19 protein-coding genes are annotated in these 20020 nt (G+C 37.1%); 4 read left to right on the top strand and 15 right to left on the bottom strand.

Annotated features, from left to right (window positions below):
* Positions 1–83: 83 nt before the first annotated feature.
* The 9 genes from J2T03_RS07360 to J2T03_RS07320 all read right to left on the bottom strand — a co-directional run bounded on the left by J2T03_RS07360 (position 84) and on the right by J2T03_RS07320 (position 8272).
* Positions 84–926 carry a prephenate dehydrogenase gene (locus tag J2T03_RS07360; RefSeq protein WP_306844497.1) on the bottom strand — a complete coding sequence of 281 codons (843 nt, stop codon included), beginning with the start codon at positions 924–926 and terminating at the stop codon, positions 84–86.
* A gap of 187 nt (positions 927–1113) precedes the next feature.
* Positions 1114–1524, bottom strand: a complete 411-nt coding sequence (locus J2T03_RS07355) for a hypothetical protein (protein ID WP_307210342.1) — start codon at positions 1522–1524, stop codon at positions 1114–1116.
* Between the two features lie 96 nt (positions 1525–1620).
* A complete protein-coding gene (locus J2T03_RS07350) occupies positions 1621–3900 on the bottom strand; it encodes a cation:proton antiporter (RefSeq protein ID WP_307210339.1) in 2280 nt (759 codons plus the stop codon).
* A gap of 242 nt (positions 3901–4142) precedes the next feature.
* Entirely contained in the window at positions 4143–4853 is a 711-nt protein-coding gene (locus tag J2T03_RS07345) for a LytR/AlgR family response regulator transcription factor (protein ID WP_306844502.1), read from the bottom strand.
* On the bottom strand, positions 4828–5601 hold the full coding sequence (locus J2T03_RS07340) for a histidine kinase (RefSeq protein WP_306844503.1): 774 nt from the start codon (positions 5599–5601) through the stop codon (positions 4828–4830). Before J2T03_RS07340 ends, J2T03_RS07345 begins: the two co-directional genes overlap by 26 nt.
* A 62-nt stretch (positions 5602–5663) precedes the next feature.
* Positions 5664–6035: a hypothetical protein gene (locus tag J2T03_RS07335; protein ID WP_307210337.1), complete on the bottom strand. Its 372-nt coding sequence runs from the start codon at positions 6033–6035 to the stop codon at positions 5664–5666.
* Positions 6035–7228, bottom strand: a complete 1194-nt coding sequence (locus J2T03_RS07330; RefSeq protein ID WP_306844507.1) for an alanine dehydrogenase — start codon at positions 7226–7228, stop codon at positions 6035–6037. The genes J2T03_RS07335 and J2T03_RS07330 overlap by 1 nt, the downstream gene beginning before the upstream one ends.
* A gap of 68 nt (positions 7229–7296) precedes the next feature.
* A complete protein-coding gene (gene tsaE / locus J2T03_RS07325; protein WP_306844509.1) occupies positions 7297–7704 on the bottom strand; it encodes a tRNA (adenosine(37)-N6)-threonylcarbamoyltransferase complex ATPase subunit type 1 TsaE in 408 nt (135 codons plus the stop codon).
* Positions 7694–8272 (bottom strand): hypothetical protein, encoded by a 579-nt coding sequence (locus tag J2T03_RS07320; protein ID WP_307210334.1) that lies wholly within the window; start codon positions 8270–8272, stop codon positions 7694–7696. The genes tsaE and J2T03_RS07320 overlap by 11 nt, the downstream gene beginning before the upstream one ends.
* Before the next feature lie 119 nt (positions 8273–8391).
* Here J2T03_RS07320 and dnaG point away from each other — a divergent pair, with 119 nt between their 5' ends.
* From dnaG to J2T03_RS07305, 3 genes are all read left to right on the top strand, one after another.
* On the top strand, positions 8392–10374 hold the full coding sequence (gene dnaG, locus J2T03_RS07315; protein ID WP_306844513.1) for a DNA primase: 1983 nt from the start codon (positions 8392–8394) through the stop codon (positions 10372–10374).
* A 121-nt stretch (positions 10375–10495) separates the two neighbouring features.
* Entirely contained in the window at positions 10496–11182 is a 687-nt protein-coding gene (gene clpP, locus J2T03_RS07310) for an ATP-dependent Clp endopeptidase proteolytic subunit ClpP (protein ID WP_047487818.1), read from the top strand.
* Between the two features lie 340 nt (positions 11183–11522).
* On the top strand, positions 11523–12785 hold the full coding sequence (locus tag J2T03_RS07305) for an esterase-like activity of phytase family protein (protein WP_307210331.1): 1263 nt from the start codon (positions 11523–11525) through the stop codon (positions 12783–12785).
* Between the two features lie 128 nt (positions 12786–12913).
* Here the strand turns inward: J2T03_RS07305 and tpiA are convergent, their stop codons facing one another.
* From tpiA to J2T03_RS07275, 6 genes are all read right to left on the bottom strand, one after another.
* Entirely contained in the window at positions 12914–13675 is a 762-nt protein-coding gene (tpiA, locus tag J2T03_RS07300; protein ID WP_111956156.1) for a triose-phosphate isomerase, read from the bottom strand.
* 66 nt (positions 13676–13741) lie between these two features.
* On the bottom strand, positions 13742–15868 hold the full coding sequence (locus J2T03_RS07295) for a S9 family peptidase (protein WP_306844520.1): 2127 nt from the start codon (positions 15866–15868) through the stop codon (positions 13742–13744).
* 25 nt (positions 15869–15893) lie between these two features.
* Positions 15894–16244 (bottom strand): TerB family tellurite resistance protein, encoded by a 351-nt coding sequence (locus J2T03_RS07290; RefSeq protein WP_116013407.1) that lies wholly within the window; start codon positions 16242–16244, stop codon positions 15894–15896.
* A 3-nt stretch (positions 16245–16247) separates the two neighbouring features.
* On the bottom strand, positions 16248–16928 hold the full coding sequence (locus tag J2T03_RS07285) for a DUF6058 family natural product biosynthesis protein (RefSeq protein WP_307210324.1): 681 nt from the start codon (positions 16926–16928) through the stop codon (positions 16248–16250).
* A gap of 14 nt (positions 16929–16942) precedes the next feature.
* Positions 16943–18052: a BT_3928 family protein gene (locus J2T03_RS07280; RefSeq protein WP_306844524.1), complete on the bottom strand. Its 1110-nt coding sequence runs from the start codon at positions 18050–18052 to the stop codon at positions 16943–16945.
* A gap of 6 nt (positions 18053–18058) precedes the next feature.
* The gene (locus J2T03_RS07275; protein WP_306844526.1) at positions 18059–18622 is read right to left on the bottom strand and encodes a DUF1599 domain-containing protein; all 564 of its coding nucleotides are present in this window, start codon (positions 18620–18622) and stop codon (positions 18059–18061) included.
* 333 nt (positions 18623–18955) lie between these two features.
* Here J2T03_RS07275 and folP point away from each other — a divergent pair, with 333 nt between their 5' ends.
* Entirely contained in the window at positions 18956–19840 is an 885-nt protein-coding gene (gene folP, locus J2T03_RS07270) for a dihydropteroate synthase (protein ID WP_444861414.1), read from the top strand.
* Positions 19841–20020: the final 180 nt, after the last annotated feature.

Raw genomic sequence — 20020 nt, 5'->3', positions numbered from 1 at the left:
AAACAAGGACATTTCGTTCAGGAAAGTAATACAATATGCTTCCTGTACATTACTTGCAATAAGTAAAAAGTAAAACGGCTTTGTTATCTTAAAATACCTCTGATCCTGTTGGCATTGCTGATCAGTTCCTCAAGATATTCATAATTTTCTTTTTCCAGTGCAGCCTTGAATTTTCGGAGCTGGGTGATGTGCTCATTCAGAACATCCAGAACATTTTCCTTGTTTTGTTTAAAGATAGGTACCCACATTTCAGGATGGGATTTTGCGAGACGTACAGTACTGGAAAAACCGGAACTGGCAAGCTGGAAAATGGTCTCCTCTTCACGTTCTTTTTCCAGAACGGTATTGGCCAGCGCATAAGAGGTAATATGTGAAATATGTGAAATATAAGCAGTATGAATATCATGAGCTTCCGCATTCATATAGATCAGGTGCATATCAAGATTTTCTGCCACTTTTTCCACCAGTTGAAGCGCATCAGGCGCAGATTCTTCTTTATTGCATATTACTCCTGCTTTTCCTGAAAAACTTTCGGAAACGGCAGATCCGGGGCCATTGTTTTCTGTACCCCACATCGGGTGAAATGCCACAAACCTGGAGCGTTTCGGATGATCTTTGACAGCATTTACAATTCCTGCTTTAGTTGATCCGGCATCCATAACAGTCTGTTTGTCCGATATAAGGTTCAAAACCTCCGGAAGCAGTTTTCTGGCCGCATCTACAGGAACAGCAATGATGATGAAGTCTGCATTTTTAACTCCATATTCGAGATCCGTACCAGCATCGATAATATTAAGGCTCAGTGCTTCCATAATATGCTGCTGATTATTGTCGATTCCGTAGATGAAATCTGCAATGCCTTTTTCCTTTAATTTTAAAGCCATTGAGCCTCCGATTAATCCCGTGCCAATAATACTTATTTTCATCTTTTAAATTTTTAAAAATAAAAAACCCCGTCCCAGGACGAGGTTTTTAAGTTATGTTCATAAGAATCCCTAGCCCTGATCTGAGTTAAAAATTCTATAATAATATGTTCCGTTATTGAAATTCACAAAGCGAAGGTATAAAATATTTTTGAAACTCAGAATATTTTGGCTTAAATTATTATCGATACTAATCTGCACTGTGTATAATTACTCTTTTAACATCCGTATTCTGCTGTTCCAGGCTTAAAGTGGTAACACCGCCCGCAAACACAAATTCAATTTCAGTTTTTTTAGAACTAACCGTATAGCTTATGGAAATCAGTCCGTCCTGATTGATTTCTTTTGTTATATTTTGTTTGGGAAGATCGGACAATAGCAGCTCTGCTTTTTCTACTTCGTTATCTTTTATTGTTCTCTGGTAAACTTCGTCAATATCGGCATTTTTAAAGATACATACCTGTTCGGTTTCATACTCAACTTGTTTTTCGGTGCATTCTTTCTGCGCTGGGATTTCCTTAAGTTGAGAAGCAGGTATATTTTCTGTAACGGCTGCTTTAGCATAAACACTGTCTTTTTTAGTGATTATAACTTCATTCATTGTTTTTTTTGACTCTTTTTTACAGCCTGCGAAGATTAAAAGGCCAAAACACACGAGACTTATTTTTTTCATGATGAGATTTAAATTTTTAATCTTTTATGGATTAGAAATAATTAAGGTTGAAGGAATATCAGACAGCCAAAGACTCTTACTGTCGATCAGATTTTTCCAGCTTTTGCTGCTGACTAGCATCAGATCCTGAGAAGCTAGGAATTCTTTTTCTATTTTTTTCTCGTTGTATAAAGTGATATGATTAGGGGCTACCTGTTCAATGCTTCTGATCAGTTCTTTTACCTCAATATTATTGCGAATCTGTCCGGCAGCATCCAGAATGATAATCTGGGAATTATTATTGATCAGCCTTTTGGCGTATTCAAGCAGGTAAAAATCACTGAGGTTGAACATAGGGATAAATACTTTATCTGCGGATTTAAAATCTTTTTCTACCAGAACTCCTACCGGAATATTGGTCTTATCGAGGATCTGAAGGGTAAAATCGTCAAAAGGAGAATTGTTGAAAATGTTTCCTTTGCCTTTTACCGTGTTCAGTAATTTTTCCGGGTTGATGATTTTTGTTGTGAATCCAAGCAGCCTTCCGAGTAAGCTTCCTTCATACATGGATTTTCCCAGCATAATCAGAAGAAGGTCATAATTTCCTTTATTTGAAATACCTGCAAGGTCGCTTTCAATATCTGTGGAAGCTTTAAAAAGGGTAGTGACCTCAAGCTTCAGTTCGTGAGACGTTTCAATAACATTTTTAAACTGTGCATCTTCATATTCATTGATATCATAAGCATGCATTTCATCTACAGGAGCAATATTCATGGCCGTGATGCTTTTGTTGCCGTTCATTTTGTTGGTAAAATCATGGGCAAGCTTCAGCAGCGTACTTCCGGATTCAGGCTTATCAAAGGAAAGCAGTACACGGTATTTTGAATCGTTATTATTGGAAGTATCTTCATCAGAACTTTTTTTAGATCTAAAAATAAAATTAATAAAGTCTAAAGCCGGTCCTGTCATAAAAGTGGTGAATAAAGCCATGATCACCAGCATGGCAAAGATCTCCGGGCTTAATACTCCCAGGTCATATCCAATGTTCAGGACAATAAGTTCCATTAATCCTCTGGTATTCATCAGAGCACCGATCGTTAAGCTTTCTTTCCAGTTGATGCCCACGAACCGCGCTGTGAGTGCACTTCCTATAAATTTCCCAATAACAGCTGTTAAAATGATAAATCCTGCAGTTATCCACAAATGGCTGTCATTCAGAAGCCCGATCTGAGTCCGGAGTCCTGTAAACACAAAAAACAGTGGAAGCAGAAGGACTAAGGCTACATCCTCTACCTTATCAATAAAAAGGGTACGGAATTTTGCATTTTCCGGCATGATAGCACCAGCCATAAAAGCTCCGAATAGGGCGTGAATACCAATTACTTCAGTTGCATAAGCAGAAAGGATAAGTGTCAGGAAGAAAATAGCGACCATTGGTTTGCTAATGGTGTTTTTGCCTGCCTGAAGGTCCCCGATCCTTTTTAGAAACGGTCTTACAATTTTGATCATTAAAAAGACATAAGCCACAGCCATAATGATCACATAGATAGAACTGGCGAAAGAGCCTGCCTTTACAATGGCAATAACAGCTGCAAGAATACACCATGCCGTAATATCATCTGCCGCTGCACAGGTAATAACGATTGTTCCCAGTTTGGTTTTCTGAAGATTTCTCTCCTGAACAATCCTGGCAAGTACAGGAAATGCAGTGATACTCATTGAAATTGCTATGAACAGGGCAAATGATGTAAACTGTATGCCTTCCGGTGCAAATTCCTGATACACAAAATAAGAAAGCCCGATACCCAGCGCAAAAGGGATGATGATACTGGCATGGCTAATAACCACTGCATCATGTGCTTTTTTTCTCAATACACTAAGATCAAGCTCCATCCCAACAATGTACATAAATAGGATAAGGCCTATCTGGCTCAAGAACTGTAAATTACCTAAAGATTCTTTCGGAAAAAGAAAAGCTGAAAATTCAGGGAAATACATACCCAGCAATGAAGGACCTAAAACAATTCCTGCGATCATTTCTCCAATTACCGTTGGTTGTTTAATTTTCATGCAGATCCACCCGAAAAGCCTTGCAACAAGGATAATAGTGACGATCTGCGCCAGAAGAAGTGCCAGCGGGTGATGAAGATTCGTTTTAAAAGATTCCTGAAAATTTTCCCAGGTAGAACCTGTGTTGGTTTTTGTGACTATATTCTCTTTGATCTCCAGCGTCTGTCCTTCTATAATAAACAAGTACATCAGGCAGGAAAAAAAAGCTATTGTTACGATGTAAAAAATTAAATTTCTGTATTTTCCCCAATTCATGATTCCTAATATTTTAATGCAAAGTTGATGAGAATATATTGATGTTAAAAACGGTTCTTTTTAAAATGTAATCAATGTTCTAAAAAATGTAATAAAATCTGTGGAAGAACAGCCGTGTCCGGATCTAATTTTTCCGGGTGCATATTTAATCAGAAACAAAAATAGCTGTATCACTAATGGAAAAGAAAAGAATGTAATGAAGCTTCTGTTTTTTTGGCTTGAAACCTTAAGGCCTGAAAGATCTATTTTCCGAAGAGTTCCATTAATGCCTGTTTATAAGCTTCTCCAATCTGAAGCTTAAGGAAATGGTCTCCATCAGGCTGGATCGTGGTAATAATTTCGCTGGTAGAGAATACTTTTATGGAAGACAGAGCGATAATTTCCTTTTTATTAACCTGTGCGAAATCTTTTGAGGGAAGCATCTCCAGAAGGTTTTTAAAATTAAGGTTTTTAAGAACAATCGTAGTTCCGTCATTCAGGATAATGTCTTTGTCGCGGCTGTCTATCTCCGATGTTTTAATATAAGCGATCTGCTCGGTAAAAATCATAGTCCGGCCGATATTGGTGTTCCATTCGATGATGTGTTTTTTATGAGGAATAGCTACCAGATCTTTTGCTTTTTCGAAGGCCTGGATCAGCCTTTCTTTTTTGATGGGTTTTCTGACGTAATCTACCACATTCAGGTCAAAAGCTTCTGCTGCATATTCTTTATAGGCGGTTGTGAAAATGATCTTTTTGGAACCGGAAATGAGCTCTGCTACCTGAAGTCCTGTCATTCCGGGCATTTCAATATCAAGGATGCAGAGATTGCAGTCGATTTCGTTTATTTCATTCAGGAAAACTTTAGGATCATTAAATGCTTTTACCACTTCTACGTTTTCAATCTGTTCACATAGAAGCTTTAAATAGCTAATCGCCAGCAATTCATCATCGAGAATAACGCATTTTATCATAGAATTCTCCTAAATTAATTTGTAATTCTGCTGTGAATATACCGTTTTTTGAACTTTTTTCCAGCTGATAGTTATTGCTGTAGATCATTTTAAGCCTCTGATCCAGAGATTGGCTTCCAAAACCACTGTTTTCTTTTTCAAGAATATTCTTTAGTGAGGCTTTGTTGCTTACTCTCATGGTAAAAATTCTGTTTTCAAGCTCCAGATAGATCGAGATAAAGGAATCCTGGGCTAGAAAGTCAGTATGTTTAAAGGCATTTTCGATAAGATCAACTGAAATCAGTGGGGCAAAGACTTTTTCTTCATATACCGCATCAGATTTGTTGATCTTTGATTTGATCCTGAAATCAAAAAGAGGATTGATCTTTATTTTATTGATCTCAATAAGGCTCAGCGCAAAATTTAACTCCTCCTTGGGGCTGACAAATTTATTACTGCTTTTGTACAGAATATAATCCAGAACATTGGCAAGTTTATCCAGAGACATATAGGTTTGGTAGGCATGCGACTGCACGGAATTAAGAATATTTTTAAACAGATGGGGATTCAGTTTTGTACCGATATGCTCCAGCTGAACTTCATTCAGTTTCTGTTCAATGATTTTATTGGTTTCAGAAAGGCGGATATTTTTCTGTTTAATTCTGCTGTTTTGGCTGAACAGATAAATACTGACCGTAAGCAGAAAGAAAATAGCAAAAACTCCAATAAATATCAGATAATCGTGGATCATGTAGTAATTGCCTTCCATAAAAATATTCAGTTTAATTTAACAAAAAGGACATTTAAATTCTTAATGTTTAAATAAATTTTTTACTTCAATTTTTTCAAAGAATTCAATGTTACCGTTTCCTCACACTTTTCAAAAGTAATCTCATAAGAAGGATTCTTCTCAGGATAGGTTAAAACATAGTCAGGACAAGGCTTTTTCTGTGCGTGGCTTTTGTCGAAATCTACTTTTCCTTTGGTAATGATGCTGTCTTTTATAAATTTTTCATCAATTTTATAAATACTCATTCCGTTTTTAACGTCTTCGGAATACTTGAATTCTTTAGACAGGGTTTCTGCAATTACACGGCTGTTGGGAAGATATCCGCTGCAGCTTGCCCCTTTTTTATTTAGAATAAAAAATACAAGAATCAGCCCTGGAATCAGGCCTATTAAAAAGAATTTAGCTTTTTTCATTAGAAAATTAAAAGATTGATATCGTGGTATGTAAGCCCGAAACGGTCGCAGATTACTTTTTTGGTATGTCTTCCTTTATACATGTACAAACTCTGCTTCATTTCATTTTTGCGGATCAGCATATTTTCGAAACCACCTTCTTCATCATAATTCAGAATATACGAGAGAAAGAAATTGGAGATCGCTTTTGTAGTCGTCCTTGGCATTCTGGACGTAAGGTTAGGGAGCCCACAGTGGATTACGCCGTGTTTGATAACATAAGGATCATCCATGGTCGTAAGCTCGGAAGTTTCGATCACTTTGCCGTTGTCTATCGTAATATCAATGATAACGCTGCCTTTTTTCATTTTCGCTACCATTTCTTCGGTAACGATGGGGGTCATATTCAATCTTGGAAGGGCACCGATGACAACGTCTGCACGCCTTAAAGCTTTGCTTAATTCTTTCGGATCAATAATGGAAGTCGGAACACGGCTGTCTACTAAAGTATGAAGTCTTCTCAACTTTGAAAGCGAATTGTCAAAAACCCTTACACTGGCTCCAAGCCCTATAGCTGCTTTTGTAGCAAATTCGCCTACGATGCCGGCTCCTAATATAACAACTTCTGCAGGTCTTACCCCTGTGATGCCCCCCAGCATTAAACCGTTTGACAAAGCAAGAAGTTCTGACGCGTACAAAATAGAAACTGTACCTGCAATTTCACCGATCAGTCTTACCAAAGCCAGCTGTTTATACTCATCTACGATAAATTCAAAAGCAATGGCATTGATTTTTCTCTCCGCAAGTTTTAAGAAATAATCTTTGTCTCTAAGATTGATCTGAAGTGCTGAAACCAGATAAGTATTAGGCTTCATATAGTTTATTTCTTCTTCTGTAGGAGGATTGACCTTTAAGATAAGATCCTGTCCGAAAGCTTCTTTAGGGTCATTGGTGATTTTTGCCCCGGACTCTGAATACTGAAGATCTGTAAAAAAAGAACCTTCCCCGGCACCTGCTTCTATAATAAGCTCATGGCCATGTTCTACCAATACCTGTACCGCATCCGGAGTAATGCATGTTCTCCTTTCGTTGAGACAGGTTTCCTTAGGAATTCCAATGCTGAACTGCTTTCCTTTCTTAATAACCTCCAACTTTTCTTCCTTCGGCATCAATTCTTCTTCAGTGAAAGGAGTAAAAATATTTGTAGTACTCATTCTTAAATTAAATTAGGTCTTACAGGTTGTTATTTTACTATGAATTAATAAGCAAAGATACATAATATTTACTCGAATGAAACTTCTCTTTGATCTCCGGTATTCACGATGCTCATTGTGTGGTAGTTAAGCCCGTAGAGCTCTTCTTCATATACTTCAGGCCATTCTATGATGCATAGAAAAGCATTATCCAGGTATTCCTCAATACCAATGTCGTACACTTCTTCAATGTTTTTTAAACGGTAAAGATCAAAATGATAAATCTTTCCTTCCGGTGTATTGTATTCGTTGACAATAGAATAAGTAGGAGAGTTGACTTCATCATTGCTTCCCAGTTTTTTAAGAAGAAACTGTGTGAATGTTGTTTTACCTGCGCCAAGGTTTCCTTTTAAAAGAAGGATATTATGCTTTAAATCAGGAATAATCTTATCGACAACTTCCTGCCAGTCTTCTATTGTATTGATTTTAAAATCCATTCCCATTATAGTTTAATGTGCTGTTTCTTGCTTCTTTGGTGAGTAAGCCGTTTTCTATATAAATATTTAGCTGATTTGATATTTGCAAAAGTTCCCGCGGATGATTAATCTGAAAGAAACATTTTTTTTCCAGATTATTTAAAAGTCTTATTTTAAGTGTATTATTACAGCCTTGCGAAAACATTCCGTCAAAAGCATTGCTGAAAATATAGCGGCCTTTATGATCATTTTGGACGATTTCAACATACTTTAAATCTTTGATAAGGAATATTTCCTGATCAATGGTTATTTTTTCTTTTTCAAAGATAAGTTTTCCTTTGATTTTACCTTTTAGTTCTTCCGGTAGCCATATACTTATTAAATATCCTAAAAAACCAGTTAGCATCGGAGCAAAAATACCCTGCCTTAGCCAACCAGGAATCTGTTTTTCAGGGATTTTTAAAATGTGCAATACAAAAAAAATACATATCAATGGAATGATCACTAATCCCCAAATGATCCTCGATCTTGTCCAGACAAAGTTTTCAGAAGGTTTATAGATATTAAATGTTTTGTAATCGCTGGTCATTGAAAGTATCAAGATTTCATCTAAATATAAAACATCAAAAATAAGGTTTTGACAGAAAATTATGGCTTTTTTGAAAATTTAAATTTAAGATTGAAAAACTAATTTCTTAATTTTACATCATGATTTCCAAACAGACCATAGATAAAATTTTCTCAACGATACGGGTAGAAGAAATAGTGGGAGAATACGTTCAGCTGAAAAGAGCAGGGTCTAATTTCAAAGGACTCAGTCCTTTTCATGAGGAAAAATCTCCAAGTTTCGTTGTTTCGCCAAGTAAGCAGATCTGGAAAGATTTCTCAACAGGAAAAGGAGGAACAGCCATCTCTTTCCTGATGGAGATCGAAAATTTCACTTATCCTGAGGCCCTTCGTCATGCCGCTAAGAAATATGGGATCGAGATTGAAGAAGATCAGCGGGAATTTTCTGAAGAAGCAAAACACGCACAGACAGAAAAAGATCAGCTGTATAAAATTCATGAAGTTGCCAATACTTATTATCAGGATATTCTTTGGGATTCGGAGGAAGGAAAAAGCATTGGTCTGGCTTACTTCAGAGAGCGTGAGCTTAAGGATGATATCATTAAAAAATTCCAACTGGGATATTCACCGGAAAAGAAAAATGCCTTTACAGTTTATGCTGAAGAAAAAGGCTATACAAAGGAAATCCTTGAAAAATCAGGACTATCCATATTCCCTGAAAATACACCTTCCGGGATCGACCGTTTCCGGGAAAGGGTTATTTTTCCGATTCACAGTTTTTCGGGAAGAGTTTTGGGTTTCGGAGCCAGAATTCTTAAGAATAATGTCAAGACAGCTAAATATCTGAATTCTCCGGAAACGGAAATTTACCATAAGTCCAATGTACTTTATGGATTAAACCAGAGTAAACAGGCTATTTCACGGAAAAATGTCTGCCTCCTTGTAGAAGGTTATATGGACGTGATCGCCCTTCATATGGCCGGAATCGAGAATGTAGTGGCGAGTTCCGGAACATCTCTGACAACAGAGCAAATTAAGCTTATCAAAAGACTTACAGAAAATGTAACCATTCTTTTTGACGGCGACAATGCCGGTATTAAAGCCAGCTTCAGAAGTATCGATATGCTTCTTACCGAAGGCATGAACATCCGTGTCCTGCTGTTTCCGGATGGTGATGACCCGGATTCCTTTTCCAGAAAACATCCGCAGGAATACGTTGAAAAATTCATCGAAAATGAAGCGAAGGATTTTATTGATTTTAAAGCTGAAATCCTTTTAAGAGAAGTCGGAAATGACCCGATTAAAAAAGCTGAAGCCATCAGAGATATTGTAAAATCTGTAGGTTTTGTTCAGAATGCTTTAAAAAGAGAAGTTTATCTTAAAGAGGTTTCCAATAAATTCGGACTTTCGGAGCAGAGTCTTTTCAACGAGCTTGATGTTCAGAAACAGATCACACAGAACCAGCATCAGCATGTTCAGCAACAGAAAGAAAAAGTTCAGCCAAAACTGGAGATTGTACCTTTGAATGAGGAAAAGGAAGATCCTTATCTGTACGATGTTCTGTTTATGGAAAGCAAGCTTGTGGATCATATGCTGATGTTCGGTGATATCGTTCTGAACAGGACCAATGAAAAAAATGAGGAATACCAGATTACGGTTATTGAAGAAATCCTGATGCATTTTGAAGAAGAGCAGTACAGCTTTTTAGTAAAAGGTAATGAAATTATCATTGATCAGGTAAAGGAAGGTATTCAGAAAGATGAGCTGAGAAGCGGGAACTTTTTCGTGACGTTCATGGATGAAGAGATCACCACCAAAGTAGTGGATGCTCTGATGCCTCCTGACGAATTGGAGAACTGGGGTTCCAGAAACATTTATCCTCCCAATTACGGCGACAAAATAGCAGAACAGGTGCAAGGTGACGTTTTGCTCCATAAATACAGGTATATTGATTATCTGATTAAAGAAACGGCACGACAACTGGATGAATACAGGGGCACCGACGAAACAAAATATTATGAACTGATTAAAAAGATCACCCTTCTGAAACAGGTTTCTATCAGATTGAGCAATATTATTGAATATTCACCGATCAAAGGAATCTACGTTGATAGGAAACGATAAATTTACAGACATAATATTATGATCAGATAGGAGTTCTGTGACAAAAAGTCCTATAAAATTTTAGGAATAAAAGTTGTAATTTAAACTTTGAAAAAAATATTTAATAATACATAATAGAAATATGGACATTAAAAAAGACTTCAGAGATTTCTCTGTAAAACATTTAGGAAACAGCGGTCTGGTTACCGATCAGTATATGGGAATGTACGGCCCAACAAACCTTACGCCGTATATCATGGAAGAAAGAAGATTAAACGTTGCACAGATGGACGTATTTTCGCGTCTGATGATGGATAGAATTATCTTCTTAGGAACCGGAATTGATGATCAGGTTGCCAACATCGTAACGGCACAGCTTTTATTCCTGGAAAGTGCAGATCCTTCGAAAGACATTCAGATCTACATCAACTCTCCCGGAGGAAGCGTTTATGCAGGTTTAGGAATCTATGACACGATGCAGATCATCAAGCCGGATGTAGCTACAATCTGTACAGGAATGGCAGCTTCAATGGGAGCGGTTTTACTTGTGGCAGGAGAAAAAGGAAAGCGTTCCGCGCTTAAGCATTCAAGAGTAATGATTCACCAGCCTTCAGGAGGTGCTCAAGGAGTAGCTTCAGATATGGAGATCAACTTGAGAGAAATGTTGAAATTGAAGCAGGAGCTTTACGAAATCATTGGTCACCATTCAGGGCAGACTTACGAATGGGTAGAGAAATCTTCTGACAGGGATTACTGGATGACTTCTGAGGAAGCAAAAGGTTATGGAATGGTAGACGAAGTTTTACAGAGATCTACAGAGAAAAAATAATTTCCTTTCTTAGGAAATTGAAAAACGCACCGAATCGGTGCGTTTTTTTGTTTACCGCAAAAGAGACAAAAGTTTTTAAACACTTTAGTTATTTATAAGTTTAAAAGCTTTGAAAAAGAAAATCATTTACATCTTATGAAAATCTTTAATATTGACAAAAATTCGTCGGATCACATTCCCCTTCAGTGGAGGGGTGGCAAAAATTCAGAGAATTTTTGACGGGGTGGTTAAAAACGATTAATAAAGTATACATCTAAAGATCTTATTGTTAAAATACAATTATTATTAAATTCAAGATCAGTTTACAATCAATGTATACTTTCGCGGCATAAAAGTAATTATGAAAAAACTGCTGTTATCGGCCATAGTATTTACGGCTTTCGCATCATGTAAAGATGATGACAAGATAAATAATCAGGATATCAATTATGCCAAACTTCCCCAGGAATTTCCTTTTTCCAAATTAGCAACGGTGAATGGTGTAGATGTCATTAACGGAGGGTTTGGTTCAGGTGCAGCAGCACATCCTACGAGAAAAGGAGAGTTTTATGTGATCACAGACCGTGGTCCCAATACAGACTATCTGAACGGGAAAAAATTTCTGGCCCCGAATTTTACCCCAACCATTATGCATTTTAAGATCAATGCAGAAGGAAATATTGAGCTTATTAAATATATTAAGCTGAAAACCCCTTCCGGCCAGCCGATTACAGGCTTACCAAATCCTGCAGGAATGGGAAGTACAGGAGAAACAGCTTATGATTCTTCAGGAAATGTTTTAGGAACAGATAATTACGGACTGGACAGCGAAAGTATCGTAGCATCAGCCGACGGAACATTCTGGGTCTCTGATGAATACGGGCCGCACATCGTTCACTATAATGCAGATGGGGTAGAGCTGGAAAGAATAAGCCCGATAGGCGTTAATACCGGACCAAGAAAACTGCCTGCAGTTCTGGCCAAAAGAAGAGCTAACAGAGGTATGGAAGGATTATGCATCACTCCGGACGGAAAGACACTGGTAGGAACGATACAGTCTACGATGTATGTGCCTACAAAAGCCCTGGCAACCAATACAACTTTAACAAGAATCGTCACTTTCGACATTGCGACAGGACAGACCAAACAGTATCTGTATAAGCAAAATGGTGGTGGTTCAGACTCGGTATGTGATATTACAGCTATCAGCAGCACAGAATTCCTGGTGATCGAAAGAGACGGGAACTACGGATCACAGGGCGGAACCAAAAAAGTATACAGGATTAATATAGCCGGAGCTTCAGATGTGAACGGAACCGATATTACAGCTGTTGACGGAATGAAGATCAACAATAAAACTTTAGAGCAGTCTACCTGGGATGAAATTACGAATGCGGGATTAAAGCCGGTTTCCAAGGTTTTAGCTGTAGATCTGGTGGCGAAATTAGGATATGAACATGATAAATTTGAAGGAATCGTTTATTTGGGAAATAATAAACTGGCCGTCTTCAATGATGATGATTTTGGAATTTTAGATGACGGAAACGGAAATCCGAAAGCTAAAATTCTACCTAAAACCGGAAAAGTAGACAAAGGAACAATGTATGTAGTCGATATTCAATAATTAGATTTTTTTAAGAATCGGCGGCATCGAAGATGCCGCCGATTCTGGCTCTATATGTTTTGAATTCAATAGAAATGGGCTAAGCCCATTTCATCAAAATTGTAAATTCCATTGGCTTTAGCCAAAACCTATGAATTAAATCCTTCAATAATTTTAGAAAAATCTTCCAGTTTCAAAGCTGCACCTCCGATCAGTCCACCGTCGATATCAGGCTGAGAGAATATTTCCTTCGCATTATCAGGCTTCACAGAACCTCCGTAAAGGATAGAAACCTCGTCAGCTACTTCCTGTCCGTATTTTGCAGCGATGATGCTTCTGATATGTGCGTGGATCTCCTGAGCCTGCTCCGGAGAAGCTGTTTCACCCGTTCCGATAGCCCAAACCGGCTCGTAAGCGATAACCACTTTTTTGATCTCTTCAGCAGAAAGTGTGAAAAGAGCAACTTCAGTCTGGTTCTTCACCACTTCGAAATGCTGTCCTGCTTTTCTTTGCTCAAGGGTTTCCCCATTACAGTAAACAGGGATCAGGCCTTTATCAAGCGCTAATTTGATTTTTCTGTTGCAGTGAGAATCTGTTTCACCATGGTATTGTCTTCTTTCAGAGTGTCCGATCAGTGAACCAGTCACATCGATAGATTCCAACATGTCTGCGGAAAGTTCACCTGTATAGGCACCGCTTTCATGCTCACTCATATCCTGAGAAAATACACCGATTTCATCTTTTTCGAAAATATCTTTCGCCATCATTAAATATAAAGAAGGCGGTGCTATCCATACTTCGCAATTGGTCGTGTTATTATTTTTATAGCTTAGCAATTGAATCATTAACTGTTGTGCGTCAATGACATTTTTATTCATTTTCCAGTTTCCTGCAACTATTTTTCTTCTCATAGTCTTATTAAAATGTTATTTGTTGATATTATATTGCAGATTCATCAAGTAACAATCTGCCTGATATTATTTAGTAATTCCCTCTAATTTAAACATAAAAGCATACACCAGAGCAATATCCTTCAGGTAATCAAATCTTCCCGAAGCACCACCGTGGCCGTAATCCATGTCAGTTTTTAATAATAATACATTTTTATCAGTTTTCATATCCCTAAGTTTGGATACCCATTTTGCAGGCTCAAAATACTGCACCTGGGAATCATGTAGTCCTGTGGTTACCAGAATGTTAGGATAATTTTTCTTTTCGATATTTTCATATGGAGAATAAGATTTCATATAGAAATAAGCTTCCTTATTATTCGGATTTCCCCATTCGTCATATTCATTGGTGGTCAATGGAATACTTTCATCAAGCATGGTATTGACAACATCTACAAACGGAACCTGCGAAATCACGCCATTCCATAAGTTGGGGTTCATATTCACTACTGCACCCATCAAAAGGCCTCCGGCACTTCCTCCCTGTGCATAGAGGTGTTTTGGTGAAGTGTATTTTTCTTTAACAAGATATTCTCCCGCATCGATGAAATCAGTAAAGGTATTCTTCTTTTTCATCATTTTTCCGTCTTCATACCATTGTCTTCCCATCTCCTGACCGCCACGGATATGTGCGATCGCAAAAGCAAAACCTCTGTTCAGAAGACTTAGTCTTGTACTGCTGAATGCTGCATCCATCGAGCTTCCGTAAGACCCATATGCATAAAGAAGCAACGGACTGTTTCCATCCTTTTTGAACCCTTTCTTATAAACAACGGAAATTGGAATCTTTGTACCATCTTTTGCCGTTGCGAAAAGCCTTTCAGTGGTATATGCATCTTTAGCATAACCGCCAAGAACTTCCTGCTGTTTTAACAATATTCTTTTCCCTGTCTTCAAATCCTGCTCAAACTGAGAAACAGGTGTGATCATTGAAGTATATCCAAAACGGAAATTATCTGTATTGTATTCAGGATTTTCCAGTGAAGAAATGGTGTAAGCCGGTTCATCAAACTTTAAAGCTTCCTTTTTACCTGTCTTTCTGTCATAAATTACAAGCTGTGTAAGTCCGTTCTGTCTTTCACTGAAAATCAGATAATTTTTAAATGCACTCACAGACTGCATAAGAACATCGCTTCTGTGCGGAATAAAATCTTTCCAGTTCTCAACGCCTGTTTTATTCAAAGGAGTTTCCACTATTTTAAAATTAAGGGCATCCTTGTTCGTTCTGATCAGGAATTTGTCTTCTAAAGGTGTAATTGTATACAAAACATTCTTCATTCTTGGCTGAAAAACCTTAAATGTTCCATTCGGATCATTGGCATCCAGATATCTTGTTTCTGAAGAAGTGGTAGCACCGGAATAAATCAGAAGAAATTTATGATTTTTAGATTTGTAGACAGAGATATAATTGGAGTGGTCTTTTTCCTCATAAACCGTTACATCTTTAGCCGGATCTGTTCCCAGCGTATGTCTCTTGATTTTTTCAGATAGAAGAGTAACCGGGTTTTTCTCTGTATAGAAAATGGTTTTATTGTCATTGCCCCATTCTGCAGAGCCTTCTGTGTTTTTAATACCAAGATCAGTTGTTTTTCCGGTCTTTAGATCTTTTAAAAATAAAGTATACTGTCTTCTGGAAACATCATCCACACCATAAACCAGCTTTGTATTATCCGGGCTTATGCTGAAGCCTGAGGTGGCATAATAAGCGTGTCCTTCGGCCATTTTATCTATATCCAGAAGAATTTCTTCCGATGCAGTAAGACTGCCTTTTTTCCTGCAGTATTTGAAATATTGCTTTCCGGCTTCCGTACGGGTATAATAATAATATCCGTTTTCAAAAACAGGTACAGATTCATCTTTTTCCTTGATTCGGGCTTTCATTTCCTGGAACAGATTTTCCCTGAAAGGTTCTGTATCTTTCATCATGCCTTCCCAATAGGTATTTTCGGCCTTCAGATAATCAACGACTTTTGTAGAATCTTTTCCTTTTTTGAAATAATCGATCATCCAGTAATAGGGATCGTTTACTTTATCACCGTGAATTTCCCGGATATGTTCCTGCTTTTCGGCCAAAGGAGCTTTAAGAGCAGGAAATTTTTGAGATTGTATCGTAGATGCACTCATAATTAATATTCCCAGATAAAATTTTTTCATAGTATATTTTGCTTCTTGGTGGGGGCTATGCTAAATTCCAAAGGTTTTTCAAAAGCTTATAGAAGGTATGTTCTTCGTCTGTTACTTTATTGTCCGCTTTGATGAGTGTTTTAGCAAATTCAGCGAATTTTATACGCTCTTCTTCTGTAGAATCATCATGGAAACATCTTGCATGGAATTCAAAATGGTCTTTCCATTCTTCAGGTTTTAGAAGAGCCAGGGTTTCCAGTTCATTGTCAAGATTCATTCTGAACGGAAATTCATCTGCCATATATTGCTGAACCAGCATTCCTTCTTCAGGAGCAAATTCTCCGTCTACAGAAGAAAGGATCATTAATAAGTGATAGCCGGCGATTGATTTATTTGACTTTTGCATGTTTTAATATTTTTTTACTAGATAGTCTAAGTTATTTTCTTCTAAAATTTTATCGAGATATTTACCTCTGCTGCTTGATTTTCTTTGATAAGGAGCAAATTTCTGCGTTACTTCGTTGAATTCTTCACTCAGTTTTATCAGTTCGTCCGATTCTTCTGCGGTAAGTTCTTTATCAGAAAACTGTGTGTTGAAATGAATCAGTTTTTTTACTGCAATTTCCTTTTTTACAATTTCCTCTTCCGTAGAATGTAATGTGCAAATTCCATATATTCCGTTACAATAGGCAGCCCATTCACTTTCAAATATTTCATTTAGCTTTTCCTGTTCCGGAAAAGAGGTATTGAATATGCGGTCATAAGCAACGCCTTTATGAGGATGGTTGATCAGATGCCGGATGAAGTTTTCTTTAAATTCTTCTTTGTATAGATGAATATCTTTCAATTCTTTATTCTTGTTGACCAGTGAAATACAGTTTTTACTGAAATACTTTTCTGTAATTTCACGTTCAAATTCATCATTAAGAGGCGAGGTAATTCTGATACTTCGGGAAATAGTATAAGAAGGCTGTGGAACTAATTGATTCTGAATGAGTTCAGCCAGTTCATCCTTACTGATATCTGTTATATTACACAATTCATTTTCTGTAATATAATTTTCATTTATATAATCGAAATTTTGTTCCATAACTTTTGAAATAATTAGTTGATATAATCCTTTGCAGGCTGCTTGTCTATGATTTTTCCATTCTCAAGAATCAATACGAACGGATTGCTTCTCGCTATGGTTTTGATGGCTGTTGCGTCCATCATTGCATTTTTAATGGTTTTAAAAGTATTTGGATAGGTAGAAATACCGTAGATTACAGCTCCTTTTTGAGTATTCACTTTAGCTTCCACTTTCTGAAGCAGATCAGCTGGAACATCTTTCGGATGATAAGAGAAAACCAAAACTGCTTTTGGAGCGTTGATAATCTCATTGGTAATCTCCATTCCGGTTGGGTCTTCAATCTTAAATTTCACAATTTCAGATTTATAGCCTTCTTTGGTCAAGACCGATTCATTTTTTCCTTCCTCAATTTTCCATGGAGAGCCTTCTGCCCAGTATTTTGTTTCTTTAATGTAATCGTCCTGATTAACCTTTAAAACTTCTCCTGTCTTCTGATTTTTAAGAGAATAGAAAGTTTTGTATTCCGAAGGGTTTTTATTAATCTTTTCCTTCTCAGCTTTTATATTCGTTCCGATTTTATAATCACGGAAATCAATCAGAGGTTCATGCATAATGCCCTGAGCCATAAAGTAGATCATGATCACAGAAAAAAGTCCTAAAACAGCATATTTGAACTTACCCGGAGATTCTTTCGTACTGCTGTCATACGGATCTTTTTTACTGAATTCTTTTCTATACAGAATAAAAAGAATAATAAGACCAGCAAGAAGCACAATATCTTTAATAAAGCTCTGCCAAGGGGTAAATTTTATTGCATCTCCAAAACATCCGCAATCCGTAACCACATTGAAATAAGCAGAATAAAAAGTAAGGAACCCAAAAAAGATACAAAGGGCAATTAACGCTGAAAGAGTAAATTTAAGCTTCAGTTTCAGCAGCAGCATAAATCCTAGGAAAAGCTCCAGTACGACCACAATGACTGAGAACAGAAGCGCAAATTTTTCCAGAAATGGCATATTAAAAACCGGTGGTGCAAAATATTCTTCCATCTTGAAAGAAAATCCTACCAGATCCACAGCCTTTACAAAACCTGAAAGAATGAAGATAACAGCAATAATAAAGCGTAATAAACCTTTGATCATATTAAATTATTTTTGGGTTTCGGAAATATTTTCTTTTTCAGAGAACTTGATCAGGCAGAAAACAGCATAGTTCAGCATATCAAAATAGTTTGCATCCAGCCCTTCAGAAGCGATGGTTTTCCCTTGATTGTCTTCAATCTGTTTCGTTCTCAATACTTTCTGATAAATAAGATCAGTAATAGAAGAAATTCTCATGTCCCTCCATGCTTCACCGTAATCATGGTTTTTTCTTTCCATTAAAGCCTGAGCATCATTAGAATATTTATCATAAAGGCTTAAAACTTCTTCCTTATTTTCATTAAAATCATTGGAAAGTCCCTTTTCAAGCTGGATAAGGCCAATGATAGAGTAATTAACGATCGCAATGAATTCATCCTCCTCGCTTTCATCCACCATTTTTTTATCCGTCATCTGCAGCGTACGGATCCTGTTCACTTTGATGTAAATCTGGTCTGTAATAGAACTGGGTCTTAAAACCCTCCATGCTGCTCCGTAATCTTGTAATTTTTTACTAAAAAGATCACGACATTGACTGATAACTTTTCCGAACTGTACTGATGTTTTTGACATAAATTCTCTTAATCTCCCAAATATACGAATTCGGTTTTAGGTAACAGGAATCAGAAATTGATTTTTGTCAGAGTTTGGCATTCTGGGTTGGAGAGTTTTAGACTTGCGGAGTGAGATGGTTTGAGGGAAGGAGATTTCGCTGCTGTTGTCATCTTAAGTTCAATATCAATTTTTGTTGCCTATCTAAATGATTCCTTATTAACTGATAACTACCCGGCAACTGTTACTTAGCAACCACCAAACAAACAAAAACTCAACTCCTCACATTCGACAATAAGTCTTAATTTTGTAAAATATAAATCAATTATCAATTATCAATTATCAATCATAAAAATGCTCTCTAACCCCCAAACCTTCAAATCCTCTGACCCTCAAATTTTTCCATTCAATTCCATCAATTGCAACGGAAGACTGGTAGAGCTCAACAAGCCGAAGATCATGGGTATCCTTAACCTTACTCCGGATTCATTTTCAGATGGTGGGAAGTTTAACAACGAGAAATCAGCGCTGGAGCATGCAGAAAAACTCTTGAAAGACGGAGCAGAAATTATAGACATTGGACCTCAATCCACACGTCCGAATGCTGAATTTCTGAGTAGCAGGGAGGAAATAAAGAGAATCGGGAACACAATTTCCCAGATCAAAAAACAATTTCCGGAAGCACTGATATCACTGGATACGTTCTATGCTGAAACCGTAAAATTCGGATTTAATGAAGGGATTGACATGATCAATGATATTTCCGGCGGACAGTATGATGATAAAATGTTTGATGCTGCGGGTGAAACAAAACTTCCGTACATTTTGATGCATGTGAACCCCTCTTACGAAACCATGCATGACAAATTGAAATTTGAGGACATTACATTGGAAGTCAACCGTTATTTTTCTAAAAAGACCAATGAGCTTCTTGAAAAAGGTGTGAAAGACATCATTCTTGATCCCGGTTTTGGTTTCGGAAAAACAGGGGAAGATCAGATGAAAATGATCGGTGAAACTGAGTATTTAGGTTTTGAAAGATTTCCTTTACTGATAGGCATTTCCAGAAAGTCATTTATCTATAAACCACTCGGGAAATCTCCCCTGGATATCAATGAAGAAACGCAGAAACTTCATATGAAAGTTCTGGAGCAGGGAGCTAAAATTCTGAGGGTCCATGATGTGCCTCAAACTTTAGAAACCATCCGTCAATTTTACGAAAAAAATAAAAAGTGTTAAAAAAACTTGCTCAGTATTTAAAAATTAATACATTTGCAGTATGAATTTTACAAATCAGAAAAATATTATTGTCATTTCTAGCATTATTGTTGTGATTAACAACAATAAAGAAGCGGCATTGTAAAATATTTTATTTAAATTATATAAGCCGTTTCATATTGAAACGGCTTTTTTTATTTC

This window comes from Chryseobacterium lathyri (assembly GCF_030812195.1).
Taxonomy (GTDB): Bacteria; Bacteroidota; Bacteroidia; order Flavobacteriales; family Weeksellaceae; genus Chryseobacterium; species Chryseobacterium lathyri_A.
The sequence above is the reverse complement of the archived record's forward strand: the minus strand, read 5'-3'. Positions and strand labels throughout refer to the sequence as shown.